The 11,935-nt window shown below is 45.9% G+C and carries 8 protein-coding genes; 4 read left to right on the forward strand and 4 right to left on the reverse strand.

Annotation, left to right across the window (positions count from 1 at the left end; all coding sequences use genetic code 11):
- Positions 1–9: 9 nt before the first annotated feature.
- The 4 genes from FHS57_RS09195 (at position 10) to FHS57_RS09210 (ending at position 6,019) form a co-directional block, all read left to right on the forward strand.
- Entirely contained in the window at positions 10–1,950 is a 1,941-nt protein-coding gene (locus FHS57_RS09195) for a beta-galactosidase (RefSeq protein ID WP_183972768.1), read from the forward strand.
- Positions 1,875–2,264, forward strand: a complete 390-nt coding sequence (locus FHS57_RS09200; RefSeq protein ID WP_183972770.1) for a hypothetical protein — start codon at positions 1,875–1,877, stop codon at positions 2,262–2,264. The genes FHS57_RS09195 and FHS57_RS09200 overlap by 76 nt, the downstream gene beginning before the upstream one ends.
- Positions 2,265–2,276: 12 nt before the next feature.
- Entirely contained in the window at positions 2,277–4,658 is a 2,382-nt protein-coding gene (locus FHS57_RS09205) for a glycoside hydrolase family 95 protein (protein ID WP_183972772.1), read from the forward strand.
- 89 nt (positions 4,659–4,747) lie between these two features.
- Positions 4,748–6,019, forward strand: coding sequence for a beta-1,2-mannosidase (locus FHS57_RS09210; protein WP_183972774.1), 1,272 nt, complete (start codon positions 4,748–4,750; stop codon positions 6,017–6,019).
- A gap of 61 nt (positions 6,020–6,080) precedes the next feature.
- On the opposite strand, the gene FHS57_RS09215 is transcribed toward FHS57_RS09210, so the two are convergent.
- The 4 genes from FHS57_RS09215 to FHS57_RS09230 all read right to left on the reverse strand — a co-directional run bounded on the left by FHS57_RS09215 (position 6,081) and on the right by FHS57_RS09230 (position 11,759).
- Positions 6,081–6,890, reverse strand: coding sequence for a DUF5829 family protein (locus FHS57_RS09215; RefSeq protein WP_183972776.1), 810 nt, complete (start codon positions 6,888–6,890; stop codon positions 6,081–6,083).
- Positions 6,887–8,059: a PQQ-dependent sugar dehydrogenase gene (locus FHS57_RS09220; RefSeq protein WP_229601293.1), complete on the reverse strand. Its 1,173-nt coding sequence runs from the start codon at positions 8,057–8,059 to the stop codon at positions 6,887–6,889. Before FHS57_RS09220 ends, FHS57_RS09215 begins: the two co-directional genes overlap by 4 nt.
- 72 nt (positions 8,060–8,131) lie before the next feature.
- Positions 8,132–10,543 carry an alpha-L-rhamnosidase-related protein gene (locus FHS57_RS09225; protein WP_183972777.1) on the reverse strand — a complete coding sequence of 804 codons (2,412 nt, stop codon included), beginning with the start codon at positions 10,541–10,543 and terminating at the stop codon, positions 8,132–8,134.
- Positions 10,544–10,601: 58 nt separating this feature from the next.
- Positions 10,602–11,759, reverse strand: coding sequence for an ATP-binding protein (locus tag FHS57_RS09230; protein ID WP_183972779.1), 1,158 nt, complete (start codon positions 11,757–11,759; stop codon positions 10,602–10,604).
- Positions 11,760–11,935 lie beyond the last annotated feature (176 nt).

An 11,935-nucleotide genomic window follows, 5' to 3' on the forward strand; every position in this document is an offset into this window, starting at 1 on the left:
CTGCATTTTATGAACGTCCTAAAAAAAATAGGTTTGACCTTGACCTTTATGGCAGGGTTTTCCTCGACGTATGCCCAAGAACGAGCCGTTTTGGATATGACAAAAGTGCAAAATGCAACTCCAACGCGGTTGCCAATGCAAGGGAGCAATCCATCGGGTAATAGGTTGGCGGCTAATAACCAGTATTTTATCAAAAATGGTGAACCGTGGTACCCCCTGATGGGCGAAATTCATTACAATCGGGTACATCCCCAAGATTGGGAAGAAGCACTTCTGAAAATGAAAAGTGGTGGTTTGGGTATTGTGGCCACTTACGTATTTTGGAACGAACATGAAGCGCCAAAAGGGACATGGGATTGGGAAAATGGACGGAACCTACGGCGGTTTGTCGAACTGTGCGGAAAACATGGACTTTACGTTTGGCTACGAATTGGACCGTGGTCTCACGGGGAGCAATTGTACGGCGGACACCCCGATTGGATAAATTCAATGAAGGGCAAGCGCTCCAATGATTCGGCATATTTGGCGGAATCTTCTCGGTTTTTCCAACAGATTGGTACACAAACAAGTGGCTTGTACTTCAAAAATGGCGGGCCAATCATTGGGGTGCAGTTAGAAAACGAATATGCGTCAGGGCAAGCGGAACATATCTCAACGCTTAAAAAAATGGCGCTTTCCAGCAAAATTGAACCTGTTTTTTGGTCGGTGACGGCCAATACAGTCTTTGACGATACCAAGGAAGAAGTGATTCCGCTCCAAGGTGGGTATCCATACCGTGGTTGGGAAAAAGACGGAGGGAAGGCTACCAAAGATTTCCTCTACGGCAACGACCAATGGATTATGACCGATGCTCTTGGTAAGGTATTTTATGATACCAATCGTTTTCCAAAAGGCATGTGCGAACAGGGCTGTGGGAGTCAGGTGACCTACGCCAACCGTTTTGTGGTGGAACCTCACATCGTAGAAGCACACCTTCAAAATCAAATGGGGCGAGGGATGAACATGATGGGGTATTATATGTTTCACGGTGGTACCCAATCACCTGGACTCAAAGAGCCTGGCTGTCCCGAAAATTATGATTTTCAGGCGCCTATCAGTGAATTTGGCTACTTGCGACCTTCGTACAAATACCTCAAAATTTTACATCATTTTGCCAATGATTTCGGAAAAGAGCTAGTACAAATGCGTGTTGTAGAAGCCCACAATCCACTCCGCGATGAGTTGAATACGGAGAAACTCAGGTACATAGGTCGGGTCAAAGACAACCACGGATTTGTGTTTTTGTGTAATGCCCAAGTACGGGTGCCGATGCCTGATAAACAGGTGTCTTTGCAAATAAAACTCCCCAATGAAACGATTAACTTTCCGACGTTTACCCTGAAAGGAGAAACCTCGCCGATTTTGCCTTTTAATCTGAATTTAAACGGAATTTTGGTTAAATATGCCCTCGCTCAACCATTTGCTAAGGTTGAAAATGAGGGGAATCTGATGGTGTTTTTTCAAAAACTCAATGGCGTTGAGCCGCAAGTGGCACTTGATAAAACAACCATACAAGAGATGAAATCTGCTGGTTGGGCACTTCGTAGCGAAGGTGGTTTGGATGTTGTTTCTTCTTCCAAATCAACTGCCATTGAACTTAAAAATGAACAAGGAAAGCGGGTGACGTTGGTGTTTTTGACACGTACCGAAGCCGAGAATGCGTGGCGTGTAAATCTAAACGAGAAGCAGGTGTTGGTGCTTTCAGAGGCTGATATTTTCCTAAAAAACAGTCAGTTAGAGATGCGTCAATTGAATAAGAATACGTTTGATTTGAAGGTGTATCCAGCCAATGCACTCACTTTGGCAGTGCCCCATAAAAAGTCACTTTCGTCGATTTGGGACAATTATACGGTGAATGTTTCCCAAAAGAAGCCCGCATTGCGCATAAAAAACTGGCAACAAATGAAGTAGAAATCGGTAGCGCAGAGGCGATTCCTGCTTATATTAACGATGTGTTTGTGAAGGTGGATTATCGCGGCGGACAAGCAGAACTATGGCAAGGCGAAAAACTGAAAAACGATCACCTTTTTAATGGGGTGCCTTGGTTGTTGGGGGTGAAAAATTACCTCCCGTACGGGCAAATCAGGGTACGTTTGGCGGCTTGGAATGACAACATTACTGGAATTTCGTCGGAGGTGGTAGAACGTATGAAGGCTACTGGCCCATCCTTTAACGCCTTAGAGGTAATTCCCCAATACAAAATATCGGTAAAAATAGAACCCTAAACACCCCTTTCTATGAATAAAATACTTGTAAAAATCGGCTTTTGCCTCGTCATTGTTGGAACTGTTTTTGGTCAAAAGCAGCCGTTGAAACTTTGGTACAAACAACCTGCTTCGGCCACCACGCCCGACAGTAAAGAAGGTTGGAAAGACGACCAAGAATGGCTCAAAGCGTTGCCAATTGGGAACGGAAACATCGGAGCGATGGTGTTTGGGGATGTCAATAAAGAACGCATTCAGCTTAACGAAAAAACACTCTGGAGCGGTAGTCCGTTTGATAATGACAATCCCGATGCACCCAAGTATTTGGACGAAATACGTAACTTACTTTTTGCAGGGAAATTTAAAGAAGCAACGGCTTTGACCAACAAAACGCAGATTTGTAACGGCAAAGGTTCGGGGCAGGGAAATGGAGCCAATGTGCCTTTTGGCTGCTTTCAAACGTTGGGTGATTTGTGGTTAGATTTTGGTAAACAGGTTGATTATCAGTCGTATTATCGAGATTTGAACTTGAACGAAGCCATTGCCAATGTCAGCTATACCCAAGACGGCGTGACCTACAAACGTGAGTATTTTGTCAGTGGGCCTTTGAACGCGTTGGTCGTGCGTCTAACGGCCAACAAAGCAGGTGCAATCAGCTTTACGGCCACGCTCAATCGTCCAGAACGTTTTACGACCGAAGCCGCTGAGGGCGAATTGCGCATGTTTGGCGCGCTTCACAATGGCCAGGGCAGCGACGGTATGCAGTACATGACGCGACTCAAAGCCAAATTGAGCGGAGGAACGCAGTCGTTTTTGGACAATAAATTGGTGGTTAAAAATGCCAATGAAGTGATTTTATACCTCACGGCTTCAACCGATTATTTGCCCAATTATCCCATTTACAAAGGCCGTGATTACAAAGGGATTACGGCGGCCAATTTGAAAAAAGCGTTTGCGCAGCCTTTTACCCAAACCAAAAAAGAACATTTTGCCGATTACCAAAAATATTTTAATCGAGTGGCGTTGACGTTGAGCGAAACAGCCGATAATACCCCTACTGACGAACGTTTGGCGGCGATTAAAACGGGTGAAAACGACAACCATTTATCGCAGCTGTACTTTCAATTTGGGCGCTATTTGTTGATTTCTTCAACCCGCGAAAACACCCTTCCTGCCAACTTACAAGGCATTTGGGCAAACAAAATTCAGACGCCTTGGAACGGCGATTACCATACCAATATCAATATTCAGATGAATTATTGGCCTGCTGAGGTTACCAACCTTAGCGAGTTGCACTTGTCGATGACGCAGTTTATCAAGGACATCGAAAAACCAGCTACCAAATCGGCTTCCGTACAGTTTGGGCTGCCAGGATGGAGTGTTAATCCGATTGTGAACGTGTGGGGTTTTACTTCGCCAGGTGAACACCCTTCGTGGGGCTTGACGTCGGGGGCGAGTGGTTGGATTTGCCAACATTTGTGGGAGCATTATGCTTTTACAAAAGATAAAAACTATTTGCAGTCGGTGTATGGCACGTTGAAAAATGCCGCCCGTTTTTACAAAGCTTGGTTGGTCGTTGACCGCGAATCGGGGCTGCTGGTGTCGGGGCCTGCGTCCTCACCCGAAAACGCCTTTGTCGCACCCGATGGCAGCCGAGGTTCGATAAGCATGGGGCCTGCGCACGACCAAGAAATTATCGACGAGCTTTTTGGCAATGTCATCAGTGCCGCCGAGATTTTGAACGACAAAGACGCTTTTATCGAAGAGTTAAAAACAGCCCGCAAAAAGCTACAACCCGTAAAAATTGGTTCGGACGGGCGTGTGATGGAGTGGGCCAAAGAATACAAAGAAGTGGAGCCAGGGCACCGCCACATGTCGCATTTGTACGCGCTTTACCCTGGCAATGCGTTTAACTACAGCCAAACCCCGCAGTTGGTGGAAGCGGCCAAAAAATCGCTGGAATATCGCTTAGCCAACGGAGGCGGAGCGAGCCAAACGGGCTGGAGCGCAGCGTGGGTGACCAACTTCTGGGCAAGGCTAAGAAATGGTGATGAAGGGCTGAAAAACTTCAACATTATTTTGAAACAAAAATCGGCGCCTAATTTCTTTAATCTTCACCCACCTTTTCAAATTGATGGGAATTTTGGCGCAACGGCAGGTTTGGCCGAAATGCTTCTTCAAAGCCACGACGGAAGCATCGAACTTTTACCAGCGCTCCCCTCGGCTTGGAAAGAAGGTGAAGTCAAGGGGCTTTGTGCCAGAGGCGGTTATGTCGTAGATATGAAATGGAAAGACGGGAAGTTGACCCACGCGCAAGTATTTTCTAAAATGGGGGGAACGGTCCTTGTTAAATACGGCAAGAACTCGAAAACGCTCACGGTTCCAAAGGGAAAACCAGCGACTGTGGTACTTTAGAGTTGCTGATACCATGAAATAGCCCAAATCGGCACACTTTAAGTAGTTATTACACACGTTTGTGTTTTTATGAAAAAAAACGCTTCACTATGACTTCTGAAAAAATTGCATCCTTGCGTCAGGAAATTGAGACGTATCTTAACAATGGACTATTGCCTTTTTGGGTAAAGCGTACTGTCGATAAAGAAAATGGCGGCTTTTTAACGCATTTTGACCAGTTTGGAAATGATTCGGGCGAAGATGAAAAATCGCTGATTGCTCAATCTCGGTCGGTATTTACCTATTCGTCGGTGCACCGTGCGGGATATGGTAACGGTGAATTTGCCGAAATGGCTCGCCACGGGGTTGATTACCTCATCAACAACATGTGGGACGAGGAATTTGGTGGATTTTACTGGATGACCAACCGCAAAGGGGAAGTTACCAACGACCAAAAAATCATCTACGGCCTCAGTTTTTGTATTTATTCATTGAGTGAATATACCCTCGCCACGGGAGATTCGCGCGGTCGGGAGTACGCTGAGAAATGTTTTGACCTCCTCCAAAAATACGGCGCAGATACGCATTTTGGGGGGTATTTCGAGATGTTCCACCGCGATTGGACCCTCAAAGGGCCAGGTGCAGCAGGTGGTGATCGTAAAACGCTTGATGCGCACATGCACTTAATGGAAGCCTTCACGACCTTGTACGAATGTACAGGATTGGAGGTGCATCGCCGTAAGTTGTTAGAAATCATTGAGTTGTTGGTGACTAAAATCATGCACCCAGAATACGGCACGGGTATCCCGCAGTTTTGGGCAGATTGGTCGGTAGCACCACAAATCAAATTTGATATTGTATGGGGTTGGGATCGCTTCTCCGAAGACGGAATGAAAGCAGCCGCAGAAGACAATACCAGCTACGGACACAATTCGGAGTTTGCGTGGTTGTTGATGCACGCCCTCGACGTGCTAGGTTTACCTTATGATACGTACGGCGAGCAAATCAAAAAATCGTACAGCCATTCATTACAATACGGCGTTGACTGGGAATTTGGCGGTGTATTTGTTGAAGGTTCGCACGCGGGCGAGGTGTACGACCGCGAGAAAGAGTTCTGGCAACAAGCCGAAATGTTGATTGGGATGTTGGATGCGTATCGTTACCTCAAAGACGAAAAGTATTTGGAGGCGTACGAAAACATCCACCGTTTTGTGTTTGACAAAATGATTAATCACGAACTAGGAGAGTGGTGGCCGCTGATGACGCGCCAAGGGGTGCCAATTTGGAAACACATGAGTCACTCTTGGAAAATCAATTACCACGACGTTCGCTCGATGGTGCAGTCGATTGTTCGTTTGGATAAAATCGCGAAAGGCGTTTAGGAACCTTATCTTCCCGAAAGTTTTTATCTTCCCGAAAGTTTTGAACTTTCGGGAAGATGTTTTACCAAAACTTCCAAACGGCATTTTGGTCGTTGAAAAATCGAAGTTCAGAGTTGCCCAATTTCCAATCTGCCTGACTCGGTTGGCCCATCACCTCAAAAACTACTTCCGAAATTCCATAGTGCTCATTCTCTGAGAGCTGAATGTGGTATGTTACATCTTCAACATCGGTAAAGAAAAAACCGCTAGACGTGGCTTTTTTGGCATACCCAAATTGGTGGGTAAAATGATCAACGGCCTGATAGACCTCTGCGGGTAATCCAATGGTCAGGCCACTTATATTTTTGAAATAGGGGTGAGCAACTTCACCAATTCGGGATTTGTAACGTTCTAAAACCTCTTGGCGCGCCAATGTAGGGGCCGCAGTGACCGTTGGAAACCAACTTGTAAGAAAAGTAGGGTGGTATTCCATCGTCCAGAAGGTCAGAGGGTGTTCAAGCGTGAATCCTTTTGGAATAAGCATCTCAAACCAAGGTATTTGTTCGGTATCCGTAGGGCGAGTAATGCTGAGTCGGTGCGAATCAGGCCAATGACTTTCTAAAAGAGTGGTATCTCCTTCGTTTTCAAGGGCAAACGCAATGGCCGAATCACCGATGTGTCGGTGTGTTTCTGTCGTGACGTCAAAAAATTCAAAATACGTTCTTTCCCCGTAAAAATAGAGCCCAGTATAACTTCGGTCGGTACGATGGGTGGTTCTGATTTCGTTTGGGGCAAACTGATGGCGTAAAAACTCACATTGGGCTATTGCCTGAAATGTTTCGCGGTCGAGGGTCAGGTAAAAATGATTTAAAAGAACGGTGGGAGTTGTCATACGTTGGGTGTTTTTGGGTTAGTTTGATGGAGAAAATCGGTTGATTTTGCCGCTAGAATGATCCAAAAGATAAAGCTCTCCTTGGGCATCTTCGCCAAAGGCAGAAACCGCCCCACCTCCTTGGTAAGAAGTTGAACCTCCATTTTTTGATTTCCTTGAAAACGAAGTGCCCATACCTTGCCGTTGCTATAATCAGCAAAAAGGTATTTTCCCCGCAGGGAAGGCGCACGCGAACCTCGATACACAAACCCTCCCGTTACCGAAACGCCGTCGGAACGAGGGTAATGGTGAATGGGGTCGATGAGTTGTTGGGCAGGGTCACAATCTTTTCGAGGGTTGTAACAACGCACGGCTTCTTTGAGTCGCCAGCCGTAATTCCCTCCTTTGGTCACGATATTTATTTCTTCAAATTCATTTTGACCCACATCGCCCACCCAAAGTTGTTTAGTAGCGGTATCGAAGCTGAATCTCCACGGGTTTCGCAGTCCATACGCATAAATTTCTTCCCGAAAACTTTCCTTCGAGCCCACGTAGGGATTGTCGGCTGGAATGCCGTAAGCGCCTCGGGTTGTTTGGTTGACGTCAATTCGTAAGATTTTTCCCAGTAACGAACTTCGATTTTGGGCATAATTATGCTGGTCGCCCCACGCACCACCGTCTCCCGTTCCAATGTAGAGGTATCCGTCGGGGCCAAAGGCAATTTTGCCGCCGTTGTGGTTGTCGTATGGCTGGTCAAACCGCAGTAAAATAGTTTCCGTCGAAACATCCACTTTGTTGGAAACCACTTGGTAGCGAGCAATGATGGATTCCAACGGTTTACGTTTGGTATAATAGACGTAAAAATAGCCGTTTTGCTTAAAATTGGGGTGAAAAGCAAGCCCCAGTAATCCCATTTCACCTTCCGAGGAAACTTTGTTTTTAAGGTCTAAAAAAACGTCGGCTGACTTTGTCGAAGGGCTATTTTCAAACACCCGTATCCGTCCTTCTTGCTCAATCACATACAAACGATTGCTGCCGTCGCCCGCGTGGGTAAACTCAACAGGACGCTCAAACGTGAGCTGAGGGAAGGCATTTTCTAGGTTCAAAGTTTGTTGGGAATTGGACAAGAAACCCAACAGCCCCAATGAGAAGATAATAGAAAAAAGGCGAGTTAAAATCTTTATATTCATGGGGTTGGTGTATCTTTTTTGCCTTCCCGAAAGTCTTGAACTTTCGGGAAGGTGCAAGGGAGTTATATGCCATTAAAAGGCTTCGAGCACCACTTTCTCCCCATTGCTTCCCGACACATCTAGCGCCCCTTCCTGCGTCGCCGTTACTTTTTTGCCGTTTACCTCCCACGATTTATACTTTCCTTTTGGCAAGGCAAAAACAATTTTCCAATCAGGTTTGGTTTGAGTGAGGCGAATGGTCTGTTTGTTGTCACTTTTTTCAAAATGAACCGTGAGCTGATTGTCGCCAATGGTTAATTTTTCTAGGCTTGCTTTGTCCCACGAGGAAGGAAATTGAGGTTGAATCCGAATGATTTTGTGGGCGGCATTGGGTTGAACACCAAAGAATTGGCGAATAATCGGTACGCCAAAACTATAAAGTGTCCATGCTTGGGCAAACATGCCAAAATCGGGAGAAACCTCGTACATCGACCCAGGGAGCGCAAAGCTAAACGCCCGCGTCATGCGCTTGAGGTAATCGAGGGCTTGGTCGGGACGACCGTAGTTGTTTTCAGAAATGGCCTGAACACCCGTTGGGAGGGTCATCACGGCACCCGTATAGGTAAATGTTTTCTTGCCCTTCGCTGCCGAACTCACGTCTTTGCCCGCCGATTCGTCGCGGTCGATGCCCGTGACAAACATCCCAAAAGGATTGACAAACTTGTGCCCCGTTTCAAGGGCTTTTAAGGCTTTGTCCGAATCGGCGATGCCCATTTCCATCGGCGTATTTACGACCCAATTGTGGTGGAGGACAAAGCCTTTTTTCGTTCCTGCGGGCAAAGATTTGACCTTTGCCTTCAAAGCTTTTATTTCGGCGACGGCCCAAGGTTTTTTGAGCGTATCGGCCCTTACGATGGCGTCGTCAATTAGGTGGAGGGTTTGCTCTTTTGTACCAATAAAATCGGCATACGACTGACTTTCAGGTACCCAAAACTCCGTATTGATTTTGTCTTTGATTTTTTGAGCAATGTTTTGGTACTTAGCTACCAGCGTTACATCCCCCATTTCTTTGGCCATTTGTGCCGCGTCTGCAAATGCTTTTTGGCTGTAGGCCGCCACGTCAATCATTTCGCTGTTCAGCCCGTGAATTTCCATCATGCCAAAGCCGTCGGGGAGGAGATTGCCGTCTTTGTCGTTTTCTTTCATCAACCAATCCAAGCCTTTCACCACCACAGGGTAGTACTTGGCCAAAAACTCCTTATCGCCTGTCCATTGATAAACGGTCCAAATAAGCGTCGCAAATTGGGGCGTTTCGTTGATGTTGCCTTCGTTAAAAACCTGCCCGTTGGTGGACATTTCGTGGAGAATCCGCCCGCTGTTTTTATTGACCCGATTCGACTCTTTAACGAGCAACTCAATGGTTTTATAGACAATATCAAAGCGGCCGATGAGCAAAGCACCTTGCAATGAATACTCATTGTCCACCCCAAACCACCAGGGATAATCGGGCAGACCTGCGGCAAGCCCACGACCCACCGCAGGTACGTCGCGTACGAGCCAATCGGTGCTGTATTTGAGCCAGTTAAAGGCTTGTTGGACGTCTTTGTCGGGAATCGAAATCTGCGTTTGTGACGCTAATTCGGCATATCGTTTCTTTTTGGCACGGAACAATTCCGCCGTTTTTCCCTGAACTTCTTCCAACGTAGCCTGTGCCTGGGCTTTCGACTCGTACGACCCCGCCACGGTGAACGGTAGCACAAGCGAACCGTTGGCAGGAAGCGTGAGCTCATAGATCAGCGAAGTATTGGTGCCTTTGCCTACTGATTTTAAGGTACAATCGTTGGCTTCCGTTGCGTGTTTGACGGGCGCAAGCGTTGACCCAAACGTAACGAACCATTCATTGAGGCTATCTTTTACGACCCAAGCGTTAGAGCCCGCATCAAACGTTGCTTGGTCGTTTCCGTCTTGGGTGTTGGTGCGTTCCGAAAGCCAAGTAGGCCGTAAATCCGATTTTCCGTTGAACTGAAACGTGATTTTTTTCTCTTTGGCGTCGGAGTTATGAAACGCATACTGAACCACAATGGCTTCTTTCCCATCAGGCACAAACTGCAAACGTTCTACCCGCATTCCTTCTTTGGGGAGAAGGTAAACGTGTTGATTGGCAAAGGGATAATTGTAAAACGTGTCGGCTTTGGTAAGGCAAAGGGTAGAATTGTTGAGGGTTAATTGGGCCGAAAATCCATCCATCAATTTAATCGGATGGTCCCAAATTCCTCCCATTTCGCCCGTAATGTGCCACCCCAAATCGGGAAAAGAACCGTCTTGGTGACCCACCATATAGACGCGGTCGCCCGCTGTTACGTAGGGTGACTCAATGTATTCGGTACGGCCTTTGATTTTTTCAACATCGGCCAGGGTTTCTTGCAAATTTTGGGGAGGAGTTGAGGCTGTTTTGCATTGGACGGCCAACAGCGCAAGTAATAGATAAGGTGCTATTTTCATCATCAATAGGTTAAATGGAACACAAGATTGCAAGTTACAAGAAACTTTAACCAGTCTGTTATTAAGATGATGTTCCTATGAACAATTGCTCCAGATGGTTTACGCCCAGTACTGTGGCTTCACTACGCTTTTGATAGTCGTCACCACCATACACCAAATGTAGTTGGGCATCGGGTGCTATCTTTTTGAAGTAGGTTAATCCTTTAAAAAACTCGCCGTTAATTGTTTTGCCCGCTTTAATTTCAATTGCGTGAAGTTTTAGCCCATCTTGCATCAGCAAATCTACTTCGTTTTGATTGCTGTCGCGCCAGTAATACAATTGTGGACGACGGCCTTGGTTGTAGTGCATTTTCATCACCTCCAGAATCACCAAATTCTCAAAAATAGCGCCTTTGGCAAAATGTAACTGGATTTCGGCTTCGGTACGTATTCCCAACAGATAACATAGTAACCCTGTGTCGTAAAAATAGACTTTAGGCGCTTTGGTGATGCGTTTGTTGAAATTCTTGTAGTAAGGCGGCAACCGAAATAAAATGTACGATGCTTCCAAAACCGATGTCCATGCTTCTACGGTCTGACTGTTTACGCCCAAATCATTGGCAATACTTGAGGCGTTAAATACTTGTCCTGCTCGCCCAGCCATCAAATACAGGAAATTTTGAAAAAGGGAAAGGTTTTGAACCTGAATCAATTGCCGTACATCTCGCTCAATGTACGTTTGAATGTAGGTTGGAAAAAAGTCGTCAGGAGATATTTCTTTTTGAATGAGCCTTGGATAACCTCCTTTAAAGATAAACTCGTCAATGGATGGTTTTTCAAGTAGCTCAAAATATGAAAATGGCAAAAGGGTTAATAAGGCAACTCTTCCCGCCAACGACTGCGTGATTTTTTGCATGAGCAAAAAGTTCTGTGAGCCCGTCAAAACATACTCTCCTGTTCGGTTACGCTCATCAGTGAACACTTGTAAGTACGAGAATAAATCGGGGACATTCTGTACTTCATCCAAGATAACGCGGTTTTGGTACCGCTCCAAGAAACTACGCGGGTCATTTTGAGCCAAGGCTCTATTGTCAAGCAGCTCCAGGTTGACATACTGATAATCGGAAGCAAACAATTTAGAAAACGTGGTTTTTCCCGATTGTCTCGGCCCAGAGATAGATACCATCGGAAACTTAGTCAGCAGCAATTGTGCTTTATCAGTCAGTGCTCTTGGAATCATTTATGTAAATTTAAAATACGATTGTAAATTTACATAAAATTCTATAAAGTTCAAATAATCAATATCTTAACTCTCGATTTATATTCTACTGGAAACGGATTGGCGCAGCAGTAAGGTTGTTGCAAGTCCTTCCAAGTTTCAAAAACTTGGAAGGACTATCTTTATCCTTATTTCAA

It is taken from the genome of Runella defluvii, from assembly GCF_014195535.1.
Lineage (GTDB): Bacteria > Bacteroidota > Bacteroidia > Cytophagales > Spirosomataceae > Runella > Runella defluvii.

Bases quoted from the DNA above. Each gene is read 5' to 3' on its own strand.
- FHS57_RS09230 (WP_183972779.1), bottom strand. From the start codon at position 11,759: ATGATTCCAAGAGCACTGACTGATAAAGCACAATTGCTGCTGACTAAG.
- FHS57_RS09215 (WP_183972776.1), bottom strand. From the start codon at position 6,890: ATGACAACTCCCACCGTTCTTTTAAATCATTTTTACCTGACCCTCGAC.
- FHS57_RS09220 (WP_229601293.1), bottom strand. From the start codon at position 8,059: ATGAATATAAAGATTTTAACTCGCCTTTTTTCTATTATCTTCTCATTG.
- FHS57_RS09210 (WP_183972774.1), top strand. From the start codon at position 4,748: ATGACTTCTGAAAAAATTGCATCCTTGCGTCAGGAAATTGAGACGTAT.
- FHS57_RS09205 (WP_183972772.1), top strand. From the start codon at position 2,277: ATGAATAAAATACTTGTAAAAATCGGCTTTTGCCTCGTCATTGTTGGA.
- FHS57_RS09195 (WP_183972768.1), top strand. From the start codon at position 10: ATGAACGTCCTAAAAAAAATAGGTTTGACCTTGACCTTTATGGCAGGG.
- FHS57_RS09225 (WP_183972777.1), bottom strand. From the start codon at position 10,543: ATGATGAAAATAGCACCTTATCTATTACTTGCGCTGTTGGCCGTCCAA.